Source organism: Pseudomonas aestuarii (assembly GCF_027988105.1).
GTDB classification, from domain to species: domain Bacteria; phylum Pseudomonadota; class Gammaproteobacteria; order Pseudomonadales; family Pseudomonadaceae; genus Aquipseudomonas; species Aquipseudomonas aestuarii.
Genome location: NZ_JAQJZJ010000002.1, coordinates 69,623 through 90,323, shown reverse-complemented (window position 1 = coordinate 90,323; position 20,701 = coordinate 69,623). Strand labels below are relative to the sequence as shown.

Sequence of the window (20,701 nt, the reverse complement as noted above, 5' to 3'; positions counted from 1 at the left end):
GGAGCCAGGCACATGAGCCAACCCGCGATGAGCCCTGCCGAGTTTGAGCAGGCATTGCGCGCCAAGGGCGCCTACTACCATATCCATCATCCATTTCATCGGGCGATGTACGCCGGCCAATCCAGTCGCGAGCAGATCCAGGGTTGGGTAGCCAACCGCTTCTATTACCAGGTGAATATCCCGTTGAAGGATGCGGCGATCATGGCCAACTGCCCGGATCGCGACACCCGTCGCGAGTGGGTGCAGCGTATCCTCGACCACGACGGCGCGCCTGGCGAGGAGGGCGGCATTGAAGCCTGGCTGCGCCTGGCCGAGGCCGTGGGCCTGGACCGCGAGCAGGTGCTGTCTCAGGAGCTGGTGTTGCCGGGGGTGCGTTTCGCCGTCGATGCCTACGTCAACTTCGCCCGCCGCGCCAACTGGCAGGAGGCCGCCAGCAGCTCGCTGACCGAACTGTTCGCCCCCACCATTCACCAGTCGCGCCTGGATGCCTGGCCACAGCATTACCCCTGGATCGACGCCAGCGGTTACGACTACTTCCGCAAGCGCCTGAAAGAGGCACGCCGCGATGTCGAGCACGGCCTGCGCATCACCCTGCAGCACTACACGACCTACGCGGGTCAGCAGCGCATGCTGGAGATCCTGCAATTCAAGCTGGACGTACTGTGGAGCATGCTCGATGCCATGAGCATGGCTTACGAGCTGGAGCGTGCGCCTTACCACACGGTCACCAGCGCGCGGGTTTGGCACCGAGGTATCACCCTATGAATCAGTTGAACATGCAGCAAGTACCCAAGCTGCGCCGCGGCTTTCGTCTGCAATGGGAGCCGGTGCAGAACTGCCATGTGCTGCTGTATCCGGAAGGCATGATCAAACTCAACGACAGTGCCGGGGAAATTCTCCAGCAGGTCAATGGTGCGCACAGCGTCGGCCAGATCATCGACACCTTGAGTCAGCGCTTCCCGGACGTGCCGGGACTCGATGAGGACATCCTGGCCTTTATGGAGGTAGCCAATGCCCAGTTCTGGATCGAGTTGCAGTAAACCGGGGCATGAGCCGGGCCCACCACTGTGGCTGCTGGCCGAGCTGACCTACCGCTGCCCGCTGCAGTGCCCGTACTGCTCCAACCCACTGGATTTCAGCCAGCAGGGCGCCGAGCTGAGCACCGCAGAATGGATCGAGGTGTTCCGCCAGGCCCGTGAGCTGGGCGCGGCGCAGCTGGGCTTTTCCGGCGGCGAACCGCTGGTGCGCCAGGACCTCGCCGAGCTGATCAAGGCCGCGCGCGATCTTGGCTATTACACCAACCTGATCACCTCCGGCATCGGCCTTACCGAAGCACGCATCGCCAGTTTCAGCGAAGCCGGCCTGGATCATATCCAGATCAGCTTTCAGGCCGCCGATGAGGAGGTGAACAACATGCTGGCCGGCTCGAAGAAGGCCTTCGCCCACAAGCTGGCGATGGCCCGGGCGGTCAAGGCGGCCGGTTATCCCATGGTGCTGAATTTCGTCACGCACCGGCACAATATCGACAATATCGAACGCATTATCGAGCTGTGCCTGGAACTGGAGGCGGACTTCGTCGAGCTGGCCACCTGCCAGTTCTATGGCTGGGCCGAGCTCAATCGCGCCGGCCTGTTGCCGACCCGCGCCCAGCTCGAGCGTGCCGAGCGCATCACCAATGAATGGCGCATCAAACTGGCGGCAGAGAACCACCCGTGCAAGCTGATCTTCGTCACCCCCGATTACTACGAGGAACGGCCCAAGGCCTGCATGAACGGCTGGGGCAACCTGTTCCTCGATATCACCCCGGACGGCACCGCGCTGCCGTGCCACAGCGCGCGCCAGTTACCGGTGCAGTTTCCCAATGTGCGCGAGCACAGCATCGAGCACATCTGGCGACACTCCTTCGGTTTCAACCGTTTTCGCGGTGACGACTGGATGCCAGAACCCTGCCGCTCCTGCGATGAGAAGGCCAAGGATTTCGGTGGCTGCCGCTGCCAGGCGTTCATGCTCACCGGTGACGCCAGTAACGCCGATCCGGTGTGCAGCAAGTCGGCGCATCATGAGCTGATTGTGCAAGCCCGCCAGGATGCCGAAGAGGCGCCAGGGGCATTGGATACGTTGCAGTTCCGCAACGAGCAAGCCTCTAAACTGATCTGCAAGGTCTGAGGGAGTAACTATCGCCTTGAGCAGTACGACCGCAGCTTATGGGTTTTGGCACAGCGCCTGGTCGAGCGATCAGGCGGCTGCGGCCGGTCGTGACTTCGCCGAACTGCGCGCCGGGCTGGGGGGGGTGGTATGGCTGCAATATGACCCGACCGATGCGCGTTCGACGCTGTGGCACTGCACGCCGCAGCAGCGCGAGTGCCTGACGCCGGCCACGATGTCGGTGCGTAGCCGGGTGTATGAATACGGCGGCGGCGCCTTTTGTTTGACCGATGATGGCCTGGCGTTCGTCAACGAGGCCGATCAGCAGATCTATTGGCAGCGTCTGGGGGGCGTCCCCGCGGCGCTGAGCCGGCAACTCGACTGCCGTTTCGGTGATCTGCAATTCGACCCGCTGGCCCAGGCGATAGTCGCCGTCGAGGAAAGTCATGGAGCAGGGCAGGTCACCCATCGCGTGGTCAGCATCGCCCTGGCCGATGGTGCGCGGCGGGTGCTGGCCGAGGGCTGTGATTTCTATGCCGGGCCGGCAGTCAGCGGCGACGGTCAGCGCCTGGCCTGGATCGAGTGGGATCGTCCGCATCAGCCCTGGATCGCCACACGCCTGTGCAGCGCCCGGCGCGATGCCGGGGGTGCCTGGCGCGATAGGCGGGTAGTCGCCGGGCAAATGGCTGCAGAGTCGCTGCAACAACCCTGTTTCGACAGGCAGGGGCGCTTGCTGGTGCTCAGCGATCGCCACGGCTATTGGCAGCCCTGGCGCGAGGCCGACCAGGGCCATTTGCTTGCCCTGCCTAGTGCCAGTGCCGATCATGCGGCAGCGCCCTGGCAGTTGGGCAATCGCAATTATCTGGCGCTGGATGGCGACAGCCTGCTGCTGAGCTGGTTCGAGGAGGGTTTCGCGCTGCTGGCCGAGCGCGGGCTCAGTGGTGCCAGCGGGCCGCGCCTGGCCAAGGGCTACAGCCGCTTTCGCCAACTGGCGGCCGATGAGACGAACTTCTACCTGATCGCCGCCTCGCCCGAACGTGGCAGTGAGGTGCTGGCGATCGACCGCAGTAGCCGACAGTGCCGGGTGCTAGCCGGTGCCGCAGTCGCCTTGCCGCTGGCCGAGGTCTCGCGCCCTCAGCCGCTGCTGTTCGCCAGTGGCAGTGCGGATGACTGTCGTGGGTTCTTCTATCCGCCGCATAACGGCGGTTTTCGTGGGCCGGTTGGGGAAAAACCGCCGCTGCTGGTGTTCCTGCATGGCGGGCCGACCTCGGCGTGTTACCCGGTGTTCGACCCGCGCATTCAGTTCTGGACTCAGCGCGGCTTTGCCGTGGCCGACCTGAACTATCGCGGCAGCACCGGCTTTGGCCGGGCCTATCGGATGCGTCTGCATGAGCAGTGGGGCGCGCTGGATGTCGAGGATGCCTGCGCGTTGGTCGAGCACCTCTCTGCTCTCGGCCTGATCGATCCGGCCAGGGCCTTTATCCGAGGCGCCAGCGCCGGCGGCTACACGGCCCTGTGCGCGCTGGCCTTCAGTCGGACTTTTCGCGGCGGCGCGAGTCTCTACGGGGTCAGTGATCCCTTGGCCTTGCGTCAGGTGACACACAAGTTCGAAGCCGACTACCTCGATTGGCTGATCGGCGATCCGCTACGCGAGGCGCAGCGCTATGCCGCGCGCACGCCCTTGCTGCATGCCGAGCAGATCGAGGCGCCGGTGATCTTCTTCCAGGGCGGCCAGGATGCGGTGGTGCTCCCGGCGCAGACCGAGGCCATGGTTGCCGCCCTGCGCGCGCGCGGCATGGCAGTCGACTATCACCTGTATCCGCAGGAGGGACACGGCTTTCGCCAGGCCCGCCACCAGGCCCATGCCCTGGAGCAGGAGTGGCGGTTCTACCAGCGGCTGTTGCAACAACCTGCTTGAACCACCGGCTGTAGCCTGACGGGATTGCTCAACACCGCTCTGCGCAGCGACAGCCACCCGACTCAGGTGGCATTGCATTGGCAGGTGAATCCAGTACGCTGAGCGGTAGTCAGAATAATCAGCAGTAGGCCGTGGCATGAGCGCCGATATCAGTCTTCATCGTAAATTCGTCTCGCCGGAAATCGTCTTTGGTGCGGGCTGCCGGCACAGCGTCGGCAACTACGCGGCCAACTATGGCGCGCGCAAAGTGCTGCTGGTTTCGGATCCGGGCGTCGTGGCCGCCGGCTGGGTTGCCGATGTGCAGGCCAGTCTGCAGCGCCAGGGCATCGAGCACTGCCTGTACACCCAGGTATCGCCCAATCCGCGCAGTGAAGAAGTGATGCTCGGTGCCGAGACCTACCTCAGCCAGGGTTGCAACGTGATAGTGGCGGTCGGCGGCGGCAGTCCGATGGACTGCGCCAAGGGCATCGGCATCGCCGTGGCCCATGGCCGCAATATTATCGAGTTCGAGGGCGTCGACACCCTGCGCGTGCCGAGTCCGCCGCTGATCCTGATTCCCACCACCGCCGGCACCTCGGCTGACGTGTCGCAGTTCGTCATCATCTCCAATCAGGACGAGCGGATGAAGTTCTCCATCGTCAGCAAGGGCGCGGTGCCCGACGTCTCGCTGATCGACCCGGAAACCACCCTGAGCATGGATCCGTTCCTCTCGGCCTGCACTGGCATCGATGCCTTGGTGCATGCCATCGAGGCCTTTGTCTCCACCGGTTCGGGACCCTTGACCGACGCCCACGCCCTGGAGGCCATGCGCCTGATCAACGGCAACCTGGTGGCGATGATTGCCAGCCCCGATGACATCGCCCTGCGCGAGAAGATCATGCTCGGCAGCATGCAGGCCGGCCTGGCCTTTTCCAATGCCATCCTCGGTGCGGTGCATGCCATGTCGCACAGCCTCGGTGGCTTCCTCGACCTGCCGCACGGCCTGTGCAATGCGGTGCTGGTCGAGCATGTGGTGGCGTTCAACTACAACGCCTCGCCGGATCGCTTCAAGATGGTCGCCGAGACCCTCGGCATCGACTGCCGTGGCCTCAGTCACCGACAGATCCGCCAACGCCTGGTCGAGCACCTGATCCAGTTCAAGCACGCGGTCGGCTTCCATGAAACCCTGGGTCTGCATGGGGTTGGCAGTTCCGACATTCCATTCCTGTCGCGCAATGCCATGCAGGATCCGTGCATCCTCACCAACCCGCGGGATTCGACCCAGGGCGATGTTGAGGTCGTCTATGCCGAAGCCCTCTGAGCAGCAACGTCAGGCGCTCACCGACCTGCTCGGGCTGGGCGCCCATTCGGTGCGCAAGAGCCATTACCCTGAGCTGCTGGCGCGCCTGGAAGATCTGGAAACCGAGCGCAATCGCTACAAATGGCTGTTCGAGCACGCGGTGCACGGCATCTTCCAGGCCAGCCTGCAGGAGGGGTTGCGCGCGGCCAATCCGGCCCTGGCGCGAATGCTCGGCTATGACGACCCGCAAGAAGTGCTCTGGCCGCTGACCGACCTGGCCACCTACCTGTTCGTTGGCGGTGCCGAGGAAATGCAGCACATTCGTCACGCGCTGGAAACCGAGCGCGGTTTGATCGGCTACGAAACCCAACTGCGGCGCAAGGACGGCCGGGTTATCGACGTGCTGATGAACCTGCTGCTCAAACCGGACGCAGAAGGACTGTTCGAGGGCTTCGTCGCCGACATTACCGAGCGCAAGCAGGCCCAGCAACGCTTGCAGCAGCTCAATGAAGAGCTGGAGCAACGGGTCAGCGCACGGACTGCCGAGTTGCAGGAAGCCAATCGCAACCTGTTGCAGCAGATAGTCGAGCGCAGACGCATCGAACAGGCCCTGCGCGATGCGCGCGATGCTGCCGAGGCGGCCAACCACAGCAAGGACAAGTACCTGGCGGCCGCCAGTCACGATCTGTTGCAGCCGCTGAATGCGGCGCGGCTGCTGATTTCCACCCTGCGCGAGCGCAGCTTGCCGACGGCCGAGCACCATCTGGTCGAACGCAGCCACCAGGCCCTGGAGGGGGCCGAGGATCTGCTCACCGATTTGCTGGAGATTTCCAAGCTCGATCAGGCGGCGATCAAGCCGGATATTGACGCCTATCGTTTGCAGGATTTGCTGGCGCCTCTGGCGTCCGAGTTTCAATCGGTAGCCGCCGCCGAGGGGGTGCAACTGAAGGTGCGCATAGCCGATTTTACGATCAGCACGGATTTCCGCCTGCTGACGCGCATCCTGCGTAACTTCCTCAGTAACGCCTGTCGTTATACCGAGCAGGGCCGCATCCTCTTGGCCGCGAGAAAACGCGGCGAGTTCCTCGATCTGCAGGTGTGGGATACCGGGCGCGGCATCTCCGAGGATCAGCTGGAAAACATCTTTCTCGAATTCAACCAGCTGAATGTCGGCCGCGCCGCCGAACGCCGGGGGGTTGGTCTGGGCCTGGCGATAGTCGAGCGGATTGCGCGGATGCTGGGCTATCCGGTGGAGGTGCGCTCGCAGCCTGGGCGCGGGTCGGTGTTTGCCATTCGGGTGCCCTTGGCACAGCGGGTTATTACCGCGGCCCCCGCTGCTGTATCGGTTCAGCCGTTGGTCGGTGACCCGCTGCCGGGGCGGCGCCTGTTGGTGCTGGATAACGAGTTGAGCATCCTCCACAGCATGGCGGCGTTGCTCGAGCAGTGGGGTTGCGTGGTGGTGACTGCGGTCGACCAGGAGGCCGCTGTGCAGGCGCTTGCTGGGCAGGCCCCGGATTTGATTCTGGCGGACTACCATCTGGACCATGATGTGCTGGGTTGCGCTGTGGTGACGTCTTTGCGTCAGCACTTTGCTTCGCCGATTCCAGCGGTGATGATCACTGCGGATCGAAGTGATCAGTGTCGCCGCGAGTTGCAACGCATGGGCATGCCGTTGCTCAACAAACCGGTCAAGCCCGGCAAGTTGCGCGCGGTAGTCAGCCAGATGCTGCACGATTCGACAGTCTTGTGACAAAGAGGCCTATATGTGTGCTGTCAGACAGTCAGGTGATTTTTATTGACTATGCTGGGATGGAACCCTTCTAACCGTTCAGGTTTAGGGGCATGGTCCTTCAAGGAGATAACCCTTATGCAGACTCACTCGTTCTTCCGGCGTATGGCTGCCATGCTGGCGGTGTTGCACGTTCTGATGATTGTTCAGATCCCCCTGGCGAATGCGGCCATGGTAGGCACTGGCGAGGTATTGGCCGAGCAACAGCAGCAGGTCGATCGTCAACAATTGCTGAGCATGCTTGATGAACAGGGTGTTCAGGAAAAGTTGCTGAGTATGGGGGTTGACCGTTCCCAGGTTGAAGGGCGCATCAACAGCCTGACCAGTGCCGAGTTGGCGCAGTTCAATCAGCAACTGTCGCAGGCCCCCGCAGGTGCCAGTGGTGTTGTTGGGATCATCGTGCTGTTTCTGGTGATCTTCATCATTACCGACCTGCTCTGCGCCACTAACATCTTCAATTTCGTCAAATGCATAAATCGTTGATTGGCAGGAACCTCCTTCCACTCGTTCTGATTGCTCTGCTTGCTGCCTGCGCGAAGTCTCCGGTGTTGCCACCGGAGATTTCGCGTTTGCCTGAGCGAGTAGAGCTGAGCGACGTGCCGTTTTTTTCGCAGAGTGCCTATCAGTGTGGACCGGCAGCGTTGGCGACCATGCTCAATCAGCGCGGAGTCGTGACCAGTCCCGGCCTGCTCAAGGATCGGGTGTTCATTCCTGCGCGTGATGGCAGTCTGCAGGTGGAGATGGTGGCGACCGCGCGGGCCCACGATATGTTGGTGTACCCGCTGCAGCCGCGCCTGCAAGCATTGATTGCCGAAGTGGCAGCAGGTAATCCGGTATTGGTTCTGCAAAACCTGGCCTTCGATTGGTATCCGCGCTGGCATTTTGCGGTGGTGGTTGGCTATGACCAGCGGGAACGCACCTTGATTTTGCGTTCGGGCACCACACGGCGCTGGCTGACCAGCTTCAGGAGCTTCGACAAGACCTGGGCGCGGGGTGGTCGTTGGGCGGTCTTGACCTTGCCGGCAGATACGCTGCCGGCCCAGGCAGAGCTGCGCCCCTGGCTCAAGGCCGCCAGCGATCTGGAGGAGACCGGGCGGCTCGCTGCGGCGCAGCGCGCCTATCGCACCGCTACACAGCATTGGCCAGATGAGTCGTTGGCTTGGTTTGCTTTGGCCAACAGCCGCTACGCCAGTGGCGATGCGCTCGGGGCTGAGGCGGCGTTCCGTACAAGCTTGGCGCGGCAGCCGGACTTTGCCGCGGGTTGGTTCAACCTGTCGCAGGTATTGGCCGATCGCGGCTGCCTGCAGGCCGCCGAGCAGGCGAGGGTCTGCGCCCAACGACTGGCTCCGGATGATCAGCGATTTACGCTAGGGCTGAAACACACGGCTGGTGGCGCAACCCAGCAGTGCGACTCTCCTCCGGTCTGCCCGCAAGCTAACTGACTGGGCTGGAAAACCAACGGCGCCCTAAGGCGCCGTTGGTTTGTCTGGACGACGGGTTAAAATCCGAGCCTGTCGCGCAGGCTGTAGTACCAGGCACCCATAGCGGTGAAGGGAATGCGCAACAGTTCGCCACCCGGGAAGGGGTAGTGCGGCAGTTCGGCGAAGGCATCGAAACGCTCGGCCTGGCCGCGCAGGGCTTCGGCCAGCACCTTACCGGCCACGTGGGTGTAGGTCACGCCATGGCCGCTGCAGCCCTGCGAGTAGTAGATGTTGTCACCGAGGCGGCCGACCTGGGGTAGACGCGACAGGGTTAGCAGGAAGTTACCGGTCCAGGCGTAATCGATCTTCACGTCCTTGAGCTGGGGGAAGGTCTTGAGCATGTTCGGCCGAATGATCGCCTCGATGTTGGCCGGGTCGCGCGCGCCATAGACCACGCCGCCGCCGAAGATCAGGCGCTTGTCGCCGCTCAGGCGGTAGTAGTCGAGCAGGTAGTTGCAGTCTTCGACGCAGTAGTCCTGCGGTAGCAGGCTCTTTGCCAGTTCGTCCGATAGCGGTTCTGTGGTGATGACCTGGGTACCGCAAGGCATCGACTTGGCCGACAATTCGGGAATCAGATTGCCGAGGTAAGCGTTGCCCGCAACTACCACAAACTTGGCTTTGACCCGACCCTGGGGGGTATGCACGATCGGATTGGCGCCGCGCTCGATGCGGATGGCCGGGGATTGCTCGTAAATTACTCCGCCCAGGGATTCGACTGCCGCGGCTTCGCCGAGGGCCAGATTGAGCGGGTGGATATGTCCGCCGCTCATGTCGAGCATGCCGCCGATATAGTTTTCGCTCGCCACCACTTCGCGGATGCGCTTGGCGTCCAGCAGCTCTAGCTGGGTATGGCCATAGCGTTCCCACAGCTTCTTCTGCGCTTCCAAGTGGCCCATCTGCTTGGGCGTGATCGCGGCGAACACGCCCCCATCCTTGAGGTCGCACTGGATGTTGTACTTGGCAACCCGCTCACGAATGATCCGGCCGCCTTCGAATGCCATCTGGCCCAGCAGTTGCGCATGCTTGGGGCCGACGGTGCGCTCGATGGTGTCGATGTCGCGGCTGTAACTGTTGACGATTTGACCGCCGTTGCGACCCGAGGCACCGAAGCCGACCTTGGCAGCTTCGACAATGCTCACCTTGAAGCCGTTTTCCAGCAGGGCTATGGCTGTGGACAGGCCGGTGTAGCCCGCACCGACGATGCAGACGTCGGTTTCCACATCGCCATGCAGTTCCGGGCGTAGCGGAGCCGGGTTGGCTGAAGCGGCATAGTAGGATTGTGGATAAGCCGTGTGTGCCATATTGCAACCTCTGTTCTTTATATTTTACGGATGCTGTGATGCTACCCGAGTTGAAAATGCCCGGCTAGTGCCCTGTGCGAAATATTAAACGCCGAGCTGAACAGTAAAAAATTCATTTATTCAGGCAGTTAGAGAAAAAAGTGTTGACTCTTTTCGGGGCCTCCGTAGAATGCGCACCCATCGGAGGCACATAGCTCAGTTGGTTAGAGCACCACCTTGACATGGTGGGGGTCGTTGGTTCGAATCCAATTGTGCCTACCAATTCGATAAAAGGGTCGCCCAGGCGACCCTTTTTTATTGGGTGGCTTGCCAGTGCTCAGGCTTTCTGGAAGCATCCAGTCGTTGCTAAATCCGTATAAACCTCCAGTGACTCCGGTTCGGTTCAGGTTGGCTTCCAAGCTCCTGCCACTGTAAGGCGGGTATACCGCCGAATCGCTTACTGGCTCATCCCAACCCATGTGGCCTTTGGTAGAGGTCACCACTAGGAGAGGAGGCGCCATGCCCATCATTACTCTTCCCGACGGCAGTCAGCGTCCATTCGATCATCCGGTATCCGTGCTCGAAGTGGCGCAGTCCATTGGCGCTGGCTTAGCTAAAGCCACGGTGGCCGGCAAGGTCAATGGCAAGCTGGTCGATGCCTGTGATCTGATCGACGGCGATGCGACCCTGCAAATCATCACGCCAAAAGATCAGGAAGGGCTGGAGATTATCCGCCACTCTTGCGCGCATTTGATCGGTCATGCGGTCAAACAGCTGTTCCCCGCTGCCAAGATGGTGATCGGTCCGGTCATTGAAGAAGGCTTCTACTACGACATTGCCTCTGAGCGGCCCTTTACGCTGGAGGACGTGGCGGCGATTGAGCAGCGCATGCAGCAGCTGATCGAAAAAGATTACGACGTGATCAAGAAGGTAACCCCGCGTGCCGAGGTGATCGATGTGTTTGCCTCCCGTGGCGAGGACTACAAGCTGCGCCTGGTCGAAGACATGCCGGACGAGCAGGCCATGGGCCTGTATTACCACGAAGAATACGTCGACATGTGTCGTGGTCCGCACGTGCCGAATACCCGTTTCCTCAAGGCCTTCAAGCTGACCAAGCTGTCCGGTGCCTATTGGCGCGGCGACGCAAAGAACGAGCAGTTGCAGCGCGTCTATGGTACCGCCTGGGCCGACAAGAAGCAGTTGGCCGCCTATATCCAGCGCATCGAAGAAGCCGAGAAGCGCGATCACCGCAAGATCGGCAAGCGCCTGAATCTGTTCCATACCCAGGAAGAAGCGCCGGGCATGGTGTTCTGGCATCCCAACGGCTGGACCCTGTACCAGGTGCTTGAGCAGTACATGCGCAAAGTGCAGCACGAGCATGGTTACCTGGAAATCAAGACGCCGCAGGTGGTGGATCGCTCGCTGTGGGAGAAGTCCGGGCACTGGGCCAACTACGCCGAAAACATGTTCACCACCGAGTCGGAAAGTCGCGATTACGCGATCAAGCCGATGAACTGCCCGTGCCACGTGCAGGTGTTCAATCAGGGCTTGAAGAGCTACCGCGAGCTGCCGATGCGCCTGGCCGAGTTCGGCGCCTGCCACCGCAATGAGCCGTCCGGTGCGCTGCACGGCATCATGCGCGTGCGTGGCTTTACTCAGGATGATGCGCATATCTTCTGTACTGAAGAGCAGATGCAGGCGGAGTCCGCCGATTTCATCAAGCTGACGCTGGCGGTCTATGCCGATTTTGGCTTTTCCGATATCCAGCTCAAGCTCTCGACTCGCCCGGACAAGCGCGTGGGTTCCGATGAGTTGTGGGATCGTGCCGAATCGGCGCTGGCCTCTGCGCTCGACAGTGCGGGCCTGCCTTATGACCTGCAGCCGGGAGAAGGCGCCTTCTACGGGCCGAAGATCGAATTCTCGCTGAAGGATTGTCTGGGTCGGGTCTGGCAATGTGGTACCCTGCAGCTCGATTTCAACCTGCCGGTACGTTTGGGCGCCGAATACGTCAGTGAGGACAACAGCCGTAAGCATCCGGTGATGTTGCACCGCGCGATTCTCGGCTCCTTCGAGCGCTTTATCGGGATTCTGATCGAGCATTACGAGGGGGCGTTCCCCGCGTGGCTGGCGCCAACTCAGGTCATGGTGATGAATATCACCGATAAACAGGCCGAATTCGCCTTGGAAGTGGAAAAAACACTCAACCAAAGCGGCTTTCGTGCCAAGTCTGACTTGAGAAACGAAAAAATTGGCTTTAAAATCCGCGAGCATACTTTGCTCAAGGTTCCTTATCTCTTGGTTATCGGAGATCGGGAAGTAGAGATGCAAACTGTCGCCGTGCGTACCCGTGAAGGTGCTGATCTGGGCTCGATGCCCGTCGCTCAATTCGCTGAATTTCTCGCGCAGGCGGTTTCCCGGCGTGGTCGCCAAGATGTGGAGTAATCATTATTAAGCGTGAAATGAGACAAGATAAACGAGCTGCCCCGAAAGCCCCGATCAACGAGAATATCTCGGCACGCGAGGTTCGGTTAATTGGCGCTGAAGGCGAGCAAATTGGCATCGTCTCGATTGATGAAGCGCTTAGAATCGCCGAAGAATCCAAGCTGGATTTGGTGGAAATTTCTGCTGATGCGATTCCTCCGGTTTGCCGAGTCATGGACTACGGCAAGTCGATCTTCGAAAAGAAGAAGCAGATTGCAGCTGCGAAGAAAAACCAGAAGCAAGTCCAGGTTAAAGAAATCAAGTTTCGTCCAGGGACGGAGGAAGGGGATTACCAGGTAAAACTGCGCAACCTGGTACGTTTCCTGAGTGAAGGGGACAGGGCCAAGGTATCCTTGCGATTCCGTGGCCGTGAGATGGCGCATCAGGAGCTGGGAATGGAGCTGTTGAAGCGGGTTGAAGCTGACCTGCTTGAATATGGCTCGGTTGAACAGCATCCAAAGATGGAAGGACGCCAGCTGATAATGGTCATCGCCCCCAAAAAGAAGAAGTAACCACCAGGGCACGGCAGGCCTTGCGGTTATGTTTATCAACTGAATGCGGAGTACCGAACATGCCAAAGATGAAAACCAAGAGTGGTGCAGCCAAGCGTTTTCTTAAAACCGCTAATGGCTTCAAGCACAAGCACGCTTTCAAGAGCCACATCCTGACCAAGATGTCCACTAAGCGTAAGCGTCAACTCCGCGGTAGCACCATGGTGCATCCGTCTGACGTGGCAAAAGTGGCGCGCATGCTGCGCGTTCGTTAATCGGTCAAGATAGAGGAAATTACTCATGGCTCGTGTTAAGCGCGGCGTTATCGCTCGCAAGCGTCACAAAAAGATTCTGAAACTCGCTAAAGGCTACTACGGTGCGCGTTCGCGCGTATTCCGCGTTGCCAAACAGGCAGTGATCAAGGCAGGCCAATACGCCTATCGCGACCGCCGCCAGAGGAAGCGTCAGTTCCGCGCCCTGTGGATCGCTCGTATCAATGCTGGTGCTCGTGTTAACGGTCTGTCCTACAGCCGTTTCATTGCTGGCCTGAAAAAAGCGTCCATCGAGATCGACCGTAAGGTTTTGGCTGATCTGGCAGTGAACGAAAAAGCGGCGTTTGCTGCGATTGTCGAAAAAGCGAAAGCCATCCTGGCTTAAGTCCCCGACAATCACTGGGTTCGCCCGGTGCTAAACGTCACCAATAGGGGAAGAGCCTTTAAGCTCTTCCCCTATTTCGTATCTGGAGTCTGTAAATGGAAAATCTGGATGTGCTGGTCTCGCAAGCGCTTGAGGCCGTTAGCCACACCGACGATGTGAATGCCCTCGAGCAATTACGGGTTCACTATCTGGGCAAGAAAGGCGAGCTGACCCAGGTGATGAAGACCCTGGGCAACCTGACGGCAGCAGAGCGTCCGCAAGCCGGCGCCTTGATCAATGCCGCCAAGGACAAGGTTCAGGACGCCCTGAACAGCCGTAAGGCGACCCTTGAGCAGGCGGCGCTGAGCGTCAAGCTGGCGGCCGAGCGCATCGACGTGACTCTGCCTGGGCGCGGCCAGACCTCTGGCGGCCTGCATCCGGTTACCCGGACTCTGGAGCGTGTCGAGCAGTTCTTCACCCGGATTGGCTACGGCATCGCCGAAGGCCCCGAAGTGGAAAACGACTACCACAACTTCGAGGCACTCAATATCCCCGGCCACCACCCGGCCCGGGCGATGCATGACACCTTCTATTTCAACGCGAACATGTTGCTGCGCACTCACACCTCGCCAGTTCAGGTGCGCACCATGGAATCGCAGCAGCCGCCGATACGCATTGTCTGCCCCGGTCGCGTTTACCGCTGCGACTCGGATATCACCCACTCGCCGATGTTCCATCAGGTCGAAGGCCTGCTGGTCGACGAGAACGTGAGCTTTGCCGACCTCAAAGGCACCATTGAAGAGTTTCTTCGGGTGTTCTTCGAGAAGCCGTTGGGCGTGCGCTTCCGTCCGTCCTTCTTTCCGTTCACCGAGCCCTCGGCTGAAGTCGATATGCAGTGCGTGATGTGTAGCGGCAAAGGTTGCCGCGTATGCAAGCAGACCGGTTGGCTGGAAGTCATGGGGTGCGGCATGGTGCATCCGAATGTGCTGCGCATGTCCGGTATCGACCCCGAGAAGTACCAGGGTTTCGCCTTTGGCATGGGCGTCGAACGCTTGGCCATGTTGCGTTACGGCGTCAACGACTTGCGTCTGTTCTTCGATAACGACCTGCGATTCCTGGCGCAATTTCGCTAGGGCCGCACGACCGTAACCGATCAGTTTTAGGAGAGCAGGATGAAATTCAGTGAACAGTGGCTGCGTAGCTGGGTAAGCCCGCAGGTTTCCCGTGACGAGCTGGTGGCGCGCCTGTCCATGGCGGGCCTCGAAGTAGATAGCGTGACCCCGGCTGCCGGGGTATTCAGCGGCGTGGTGGTGGGTGAGGTGCTCAGCGCTGAGCAGCATCCGGATGCTGACAAGCTGCGGGTATGCCAGGTCAGTAATGGCGTGGAGACCTTTCAGGTGGTGTGTGGCGCGCCTAACGTGCGCCCCGGCCTGAAGATTCCCTTTGCCATGATTGGTGCCGAGCTGCCGGGCGACTTCAAGATCAAGAAGGCCAAGCTGCGCGGCGTCGAGTCCAACGGCATGCTCTGCTCGGCTTCCGAGTTGCAGATCAGTGAAGAAAACGATGGCCTGATGGAGCTGCCGAGCGACGCGCCGGTGGGTCAGGATATTCGTGCTTATCTCGAGCTAAACGATGCCAGCATCGAGGTCGACCTGACGCCGAACCGCGGCGACTGTCTGTCCTTGGTAGGCCTGGCCCGTGAAGTCGGTGCCTTGTACGACGCGCCTGTTACGCGCCCGCAGATTGCTGCGGTTGCGCCGAGTCATGATGAGGTGCGCCCGGTCGAGGTGTTGGCGGCGCAAGCCTGCCCGCGTTACCTCGGGCGTGTGGTGCGTAACGTCGATCTGTCCAAGCCATCGCCGCTGTGGATGGTCGAACGTCTGCGCCGCGCTGATGTGCGCAGCATCGATGCTGCGGTGGATATCACCAACTACGTCATGCTTGAGCTGGGGCAGCCGATGCATGCCTTCGACCTCGCCGAGATCAATGGTGGTATCCGTGTGCGCATGGCCGAGGAGGGCGAGAAGCTGGTGCTGCTCGACGGCCAAGAAGTCAGTCTGCGTGCCGATACCCTGGTCATCGCCGATCACAATCGTGCACTGGCGATTGCCGGCGTGATGGGGGGGGAGCATAGCGGCGTGAGCGCAAAAACGTGCGACCTGTTCCTGGAAAGCGCCTTTTTCGACACCATAGCGATTGCCGGCAAGGCACGTTCCTATGGCCTGCACACCGACTCTTCGCACCGTTTCGAGCGTGGCGTGGATTGGCAGCTCGCGCGTGAAGCCATGGAGCGGGCTACTGGATTGTTGCTGGAAATTGTTGGTGGTGAGGCTGGTCCGATCATTGAGGTCGTTGATCAGCAACAACTGCCGAGCATTGCCCCGGTTACCCTGCGCGCTGAACGTATCGAGCAAATGCTCGGATTGAAAATGGATGATGCAGAGATCGTTCGTTTGCTGGTAGCGCTGGGCCTGGGTGTCACTGCTAGTGGTGAGGGGCAGTGGCAAGTGACAGTTCCCAGTCACCGCTTCGATATCAGCATCGAGGTCGATCTGATTGAAGAGCTGGCGCGCCTGTACGGCTACAACCGTTTGCCGGTGCGTTATCCGCAAGCGCGCCTGGCGCCGCAGCCGCAGGCCGAGGCGGCTGTCGAGTTGCCGGCGCTGCGTCGTTTGCTGGTGGCGCGCGGTTACCAGGAAGCCATCACCTACAGCTTTATCGATCCCAAGCTGTTCGAGTTGTTTCACCCTGGTGTTGAGCCGCTGATGTTGGCCAACCCGATATCGGCCGACATGGCTGCTATGCGCTCATCGCTATGGCCTGGCTTGGTCAAGGCGCTGGAGCATAACCTCAATCGTCAACAGTCACGCGTGCGTCTGTTTGAAAGCGGCTTGCGCTTTGTTGGTCAGTTGGATGCGCTCAAGCAGGAGCCGATGCTCGCTGGGGTGATTTGCGGTAGCCGGCTCTCGGAAAGCTGGGCCCATGGCCGCGAAAATGTCGACTTCTATGATGTGAAGGCCGATGTTGAGGCTCTGTTGGCCAGTGCTGGCGCGGGTGACAGCTTCAGTTTCGCTCCCGCCGAGCATGCGGCCTTGCATCCAGGGCAAACCGCGCGTATCGAGCGTGATGGTCGATTGGTCGGCTTCTTGGGTGCCATGCATCCTGAGCTGGGCAAGTCGCTGGGGTTTGATCAGCCGGTGTATATGTTCGAGGTGGTGTTGGCGGAAATCGCTCAAGGCCGTATGCCGAAGTTTCAGGAGCTGTCGCGCTATCCTGAGGTACGCCGCGACTTGGCCGTGCTGGTGGATCGTGATGTCCCGGCTGCAACTTTGCTCGCGGTCATTCGTGAGGCTGCGGGCGAATGGTTGACTGACCTCAAGCTATTTGACGTATATCACGGTAAAGGTATTGATCCGCATAGAAAAAGCCTTGCCGTCGGCTTGACCTGGCAGCATCCATCGCGCACTCTTAATGACGATGAGGTGAGCACTGCGGCACAAAATGTCCTTACCTCCCTGGAACAAAGGTTTAACGCCACGTTAAGGAAGTAGCGTATGGGGGCTCTGACGAAAGCTGAAATGGCGGAACGTCTGTATGAAGAGCTGGGCCTGAATAAACGGGAAGCCAAGGAATTGGTCGAACTGTTCTTCGAAGAGATCCGCCAAGCGCTGGAGCTCAACGAACAGGTCAAGCTCTCGGGTTTCGGCAACTTTGATCTGCGCGATAAGCGTCAGCGCCCCGGTCGTAATCCAAAAACGGGAGAGGAAATCCCAATCACGGCGCGCCGTGTGGTGACTTTCCGTCCAGGCCAGAAACTAAAAGCCAGGGTTGAAGCGTATGCTGGAACCAAGTCATAACGACGAATTACCCGCCATACCAGGCAAGCGGTATTTCACGATCGGCGAGGTAAGCGAGCTCTGCGCAGTCAAACCGCACGTATTGCGGTATTGGGAGCAGGAGTTTCCCCAGCTCAACCCAGTCAAGCGTCGCGGTAATCGGCGATATTATCAGCGCCAGGATGTGCTGATGATTCGTCAAATTCGCGCATTGCTATATGAGCAAGGTTTTACCATCGGCGGGGCTCGTCAGCGCCTTTCTGGTGATGAGGCCAAAGATGACACCACGCAGTACAAGCAGCTCATGAGGCAAACAATTGCTGAGCTGGAAGATGTCCTGCATGTGCTTAAAAAATAGCGTAGCTATTCAAAAAAGTTTCCATATTTCAGAAGCTTATAGTATAGTTTTCGTCGTTTTCGGATGTTCGAAAATAGTTTCACGCCTAGTCGGGGCGTAGCGCAGTCCGGTAGCGCACTAGCATGGGGTGCTAGGGGTCGAGTGTTCGAATCACTCCGTCCCGACCATATTTTTCAACGACTTAGCCCGGTTTCTCAAGAATCGGGCTTTTTTGTGTCAGGGACTTTTGCGGGACTTTTTTCATCCTGCCATCCTCCTCAATATTGTCAGCGCCGGCCCTCGAGAGTCGGTAGCCGAAATCTTGTTGGCTTCATCAATCAGCTTGCCCAGTTCCGCGGCCGAATAGTGACTGGTGATGCTGCCGTTCCTGTGGCCTAGAAGAGCCTTCCTGTCCTCCTCAGTCACTCCGGCTGCCCGGAGCCTTCGACCGAAGGTGTGCTTCAGATCGTGGACACGTATCGAGGCAAAACCAGCTAGAGCAGGGCGCAGAAACTGCTCCTGAAATCTCTTTGCCGCTCGCACTCTGGCTTTCTTCCATGCCGAATCGTTCATCCGATGAACTGGATTTGACGTGCCATCGTCGTCTGGCTTTCCGTAAGGGAATACCCATACAGGGTCCAGCCCTCGTTGCCCTTCAATGACAGATCTCGCCACGTTGTTAAGCACCACCAGTCGTTCGTCACCATTCTTGACCCCAGAGTTCTCATGCCTCCCACCGAAATCAGCAGGTATGAGAAACACGCTGGTCTTGAGCTCTGGTACCGGTATCTCCCAGTCCCAGCGAAGCTTTACGACTTCCTGCTCACGAGAGCCGCTGTTGACCTTGTACAGGGCCATGCGGCGCAAGTGATCGGGTAGCTCGGAGAAAAGAATGGATTGTTCCTCCCAAGACATCGGGTAGGGGGAACGACTCGTTTTCTTCGCTTCCAGCTTAGTGATCATTGGCACTACGTCGAGCCAAGGACGTTTCTGCTCATCACGCCATTTCCTGGCGCAAAGATTGAGAATACGTATAACCCGCTCTAGGGCGATGTTCACCGTCCTGTAGGAAACCCCGGGCTTTACCTTGCCGCATGACGTTTTGCTGGTCTTTAGCCGATCTTTGATGAACGGAGATAGCGTCTCATCATCGATATGAGTCAGAGGGATATCCCCAATATATGGGTCCAACTGCCTCAAGTGGATGGCAGTCAGACTAATAGAGGGCTGATCCGTGTACTCCACCAGGTAACGAGTTGCCGCTTCCCGCCAGGTCCTGATTCTGCGTACGCCGTAAATCCGCTGTTCACGCAGCTTTTCCAGCTTGTGTATCAGGTATTGCTCCGCCTCCTTCCTGTCGCTTGATCCAGTGCTTTCCTGAATTCGCTGACCTCTGAAGACCTTGTCGATGTGCCAGATCCCGTTCCTTTGGTAGAGGCCGCTAATGGTTTTTCGCGCCATGGTTGTTCTCCTTGGCGCTCGCTGCGGGAGTGATCATGTCCCTTGGCACCTTCCTTTTCAATGATGGCCAGGTCGATATAGGCGTCGGCCCAGGCGTCCAGTTCCTCTCGATCAAATCCGATCCCCTGCACTCCAATACGGAATTCCCGGACGTAGGGGCGAACGGTTTTGTTGAACTCAGTGCGGCACATGCCTAGGTAGGTCGGCGCTGCATTCGCTCGAAGGATTCGGGGCGCACAAGAGTTCAAGCGGGCAAGGCGTTGCTCTATTGTTGCTGGCATGACGGTCTTCCTCCTTGTTGCCCAGATCCATGCTGCAGATGCTGGCTGCTACCCATTGGGCAAACAAGGCAGTGGAGAGGGCCATGGAGGGTTTGATACAACAGGCTTGGCCGCAACTTGGCCAATCACCGTCGGGAGCGTATTTGATTAAAAAGTTTATAAATTTGTTAAATTACTCACTAATAGTTTCTATTTTTTTATTTATCTAAACCAGTTTCTTGTCAGTGGTTTATGTTCTGTGTAATTTACTCACCATGAGTGAGCAAAAATCAGAAAATTAAAATCCTTGCTTGCGGGCCTAAGCGACAGAGGACTGGTATCCAGTGGCTGGCTGAAGGCTCATGGCTATAGCAGCAGCCTCGTGTCGCGATATATCGCCAGCGGTTGGCTGGATTCACCTGCGCGCGGTGTTTACCAACGACGAGGTGGACGCCTGACATGGGCTGGGGTTGTGCGGGCGCTGCAAGACGGCGACGGGCTGTTGGCGCTGATGGAAAATTGACCCACCCTGCCGATTGAAATTTGACCCAGGGCGGATTGCTGATCTCGTTACCAGCAACTGTGGATAAGTCTATCAGCGCCAACAGACTCTGAGCCTCAGTTTTTCTTAACTGAGGCAAGAAAACCTTTATTTCAGGCGTTTGTATTGGTTTTTTCTTAATTTCATAGGTCGGCATCTTCCGAACGTCTGGTGTCGACCGCGGTAGATCGGGCCGTGGGTGAATCCGAGGGCGTTGGCAGCCCAGAGACCATGTGTTGCGCCAGCGTTTCACCGCCTTGCTCCGTATTTTGGCGGTTAGCCATTAAGCGATGGCGGCAAAGCGCTCGATATGGGGTTGCTCGCGATGTCTTGCTTGCCACAGGTCATAATCGGTTTGTACGTCCAGCCAGGTGCGTGCTCTGCCAACGCCGGCCCGTTCCAGGCGAACGGCCAGGTCTGGGCTGATCGGTGCCTGGCCGTGCAGGACGAGGGACAAGGATTCACGTGCAAAACCAAGGCGACGGGCCAGTTCGGCAATGCTGATGCCCAGTTCGGGTATCACGTATTCGAGCAGCGTTTCGCCGGGATGTGGCGGGTTGAATATGACCATTAATAATGGGGGATAGAAGTCAGAAAGACGCTGAGTTACTTGCTGGCAGCCTCTGCCAACACGCGATTTTGACGCTCGGTGGCTTTTTTCAGCACGCGCTCATACACACGCTTCTTCTCGCCAGAAGAGGCGTTACGAATGAAATCAGCAAAGGGGGTGGAGGGGACAGTCTTTGCTTTGGTGATACCGAACATT

The 20,701-nt window shown here is 59.1% G+C and carries 22 protein-coding genes and 2 tRNA genes; 20 read left to right on the top strand and 4 right to left on the bottom strand.

Annotation, left to right across the window (positions count from 1 at the left end; all coding sequences use genetic code 11):
• The first annotated feature begins 12 nt into the window (after positions 1-12).
• From pqqC to PH586_RS04280, 8 genes are all read left to right on the top strand, one after another.
• Positions 13-765: a pyrroloquinoline-quinone synthase PqqC gene (pqqC, locus tag PH586_RS04315; protein ID WP_271346542.1), complete on the top strand. Its 753-nt coding sequence runs from the start codon at positions 13-15 to the stop codon at positions 763-765.
• Positions 762-1,040, top strand: coding sequence for a pyrroloquinoline quinone biosynthesis peptide chaperone PqqD (gene pqqD / locus PH586_RS04310; RefSeq protein ID WP_271346541.1), 279 nt, complete (start codon positions 762-764; stop codon positions 1,038-1,040). Before pqqC ends, pqqD begins: the two co-directional genes overlap by 4 nt.
• The gene (pqqE, locus tag PH586_RS04305; protein WP_271346540.1) at positions 1,012-2,166 is read left to right on the top strand and encodes a pyrroloquinoline quinone biosynthesis protein PqqE; all 1,155 of its coding nucleotides are present in this window, start codon (positions 1,012-1,014) and stop codon (positions 2,164-2,166) included. Before pqqD ends, pqqE begins: the two co-directional genes overlap by 29 nt.
• Positions 2,167-2,182: 16 nt before the next feature.
• Positions 2,183-4,063, top strand: coding sequence for an alpha/beta hydrolase family protein (locus PH586_RS04300; RefSeq protein ID WP_271346539.1), 1,881 nt, complete (start codon positions 2,183-2,185; stop codon positions 4,061-4,063).
• 136 nt (positions 4,064-4,199) lie between these two features.
• Positions 4,200-5,363, top strand: a complete 1,164-nt coding sequence (ercA, locus tag PH586_RS04295; protein ID WP_271346538.1) for an alcohol dehydrogenase-like regulatory protein ErcA — start codon at positions 4,200-4,202, stop codon at positions 5,361-5,363.
• A complete protein-coding gene (locus PH586_RS04290; RefSeq protein WP_271346537.1) occupies positions 5,347-7,092 on the top strand; it encodes a PAS domain-containing hybrid sensor histidine kinase/response regulator in 1,746 nt (581 codons plus the stop codon). The genes ercA and PH586_RS04290 overlap by 17 nt, the downstream gene beginning before the upstream one ends.
• Positions 7,093-7,209: 117 nt before the next feature.
• The gene (locus tag PH586_RS04285; RefSeq protein WP_271347045.1) at positions 7,210-7,614 is read left to right on the top strand and encodes a PA2779 family protein; all 405 of its coding nucleotides are present in this window, start codon (positions 7,210-7,212) and stop codon (positions 7,612-7,614) included.
• Complete coding sequence (locus PH586_RS04280) at positions 7,599-8,573, top strand: PA2778 family cysteine peptidase (RefSeq protein ID WP_271346536.1); 975 nt, start codon at positions 7,599-7,601, stop codon at positions 8,571-8,573. The genes PH586_RS04285 and PH586_RS04280 overlap by 16 nt, the downstream gene beginning before the upstream one ends.
• Positions 8,574-8,629: 56 nt before the next feature.
• Here PH586_RS04280 and PH586_RS04275 read toward each other — a convergent pair whose 3' ends face one another.
• Entirely contained in the window at positions 8,630-9,913 is a 1,284-nt protein-coding gene (locus PH586_RS04275) for an NAD(P)/FAD-dependent oxidoreductase (RefSeq protein WP_271346535.1), read from the bottom strand.
• A 184-nt stretch (positions 9,914-10,097) separates the two neighbouring features.
• On the opposite strand from PH586_RS04275, the gene PH586_RS04270 reads away from it, so the two are divergent.
• The 10 genes from PH586_RS04270 (at position 10,098) to PH586_RS04225 (ending at position 17,861) form a co-directional block, all read left to right on the top strand.
• A tRNA-Val gene (locus PH586_RS04270) sits at positions 10,098-10,174 on the top strand.
• A gap of 237 nt (positions 10,175-10,411) precedes the next feature.
• Positions 10,412-12,334, top strand: a complete 1,923-nt coding sequence (thrS, locus tag PH586_RS04265) for a threonine--tRNA ligase (protein ID WP_271346534.1) — start codon at positions 10,412-10,414, stop codon at positions 12,332-12,334.
• A complete protein-coding gene (gene infC, locus PH586_RS04260; protein WP_170862287.1) occupies positions 12,334-12,885 on the top strand; it encodes a translation initiation factor IF-3 in 552 nt (183 codons plus the stop codon). The genes thrS and infC overlap by 1 nt, the downstream gene beginning before the upstream one ends.
• A gap of 59 nt (positions 12,886-12,944) precedes the next feature.
• Positions 12,945-13,139, top strand: coding sequence for a 50S ribosomal protein L35 (rpmI, locus tag PH586_RS04255; protein ID WP_079202156.1), 195 nt, complete (start codon positions 12,945-12,947; stop codon positions 13,137-13,139).
• 25 nt (positions 13,140-13,164) lie between these two features.
• The gene (gene rplT / locus PH586_RS04250; RefSeq protein WP_090446917.1) at positions 13,165-13,521 is read left to right on the top strand and encodes a 50S ribosomal protein L20; all 357 of its coding nucleotides are present in this window, start codon (positions 13,165-13,167) and stop codon (positions 13,519-13,521) included.
• 95 nt (positions 13,522-13,616) lie between these two features.
• The gene (gene pheS / locus PH586_RS04245) at positions 13,617-14,633 is read left to right on the top strand and encodes a phenylalanine--tRNA ligase subunit alpha (protein WP_271346531.1); all 1,017 of its coding nucleotides are present in this window, start codon (positions 13,617-13,619) and stop codon (positions 14,631-14,633) included.
• A gap of 39 nt (positions 14,634-14,672) precedes the next feature.
• Complete coding sequence (pheT, locus tag PH586_RS04240; RefSeq protein ID WP_271346530.1) at positions 14,673-17,051, top strand: phenylalanine--tRNA ligase subunit beta; 2,379 nt, start codon at positions 14,673-14,675, stop codon at positions 17,049-17,051.
• Between the two features lie 3 nt (positions 17,052-17,054).
• Positions 17,055-17,357, top strand: a complete 303-nt coding sequence (ihfA, locus tag PH586_RS04235) for an integration host factor subunit alpha (RefSeq protein ID WP_003243414.1) — start codon at positions 17,055-17,057, stop codon at positions 17,355-17,357.
• The gene (locus PH586_RS04230; RefSeq protein WP_271346526.1) at positions 17,338-17,694 is read left to right on the top strand and encodes a MerR family transcriptional regulator; all 357 of its coding nucleotides are present in this window, start codon (positions 17,338-17,340) and stop codon (positions 17,692-17,694) included. Before ihfA ends, PH586_RS04230 begins: the two co-directional genes overlap by 20 nt.
• 90 nt (positions 17,695-17,784) lie before the next feature.
• Positions 17,785-17,861: transfer RNA gene (locus PH586_RS04225), tRNA-Pro, on the top strand.
• A gap of 73 nt (positions 17,862-17,934) precedes the next feature.
• Here the strand turns inward: PH586_RS04225 and PH586_RS04220 are convergent.
• Complete coding sequence (locus tag PH586_RS04220; protein WP_333908319.1) at positions 17,935-19,134, bottom strand: tyrosine-type recombinase/integrase; 1,200 nt, start codon at positions 19,132-19,134, stop codon at positions 17,935-17,937.
• A 35-nt stretch (positions 19,135-19,169) separates the two neighbouring features.
• On the opposite strand from PH586_RS04220, the gene PH586_RS23575 reads away from it, so the two are divergent.
• Positions 19,170-19,331: a hypothetical protein gene (locus PH586_RS23575; protein ID WP_333908318.1), complete on the top strand. Its 162-nt coding sequence runs from the start codon at positions 19,170-19,172 to the stop codon at positions 19,329-19,331.
• 352 nt (positions 19,332-19,683) lie between these two features.
• Positions 19,684-19,917, top strand: coding sequence for an AbiEi antitoxin N-terminal domain-containing protein (locus PH586_RS04210; protein WP_271347042.1), 234 nt, complete (start codon positions 19,684-19,686; stop codon positions 19,915-19,917).
• Positions 19,918-20,218: 301 nt separating this feature from the next.
• On the opposite strand, the gene PH586_RS04205 is transcribed toward PH586_RS04210, so the two are convergent.
• Both PH586_RS04205 and PH586_RS04200 read right to left on the bottom strand, forming a co-directional pair.
• Positions 20,219-20,506, bottom strand: a complete 288-nt coding sequence (locus PH586_RS04205; RefSeq protein ID WP_271346525.1) for a HigA family addiction module antitoxin — start codon at positions 20,504-20,506, stop codon at positions 20,219-20,221.
• Between the two features lie 35 nt (positions 20,507-20,541).
• Entirely contained in the window at positions 20,542-20,700 is a 159-nt protein-coding gene (locus tag PH586_RS04200; protein ID WP_170862291.1) for a hypothetical protein, read from the bottom strand.
• Position 20,701: the final 1 nt, after the last annotated feature.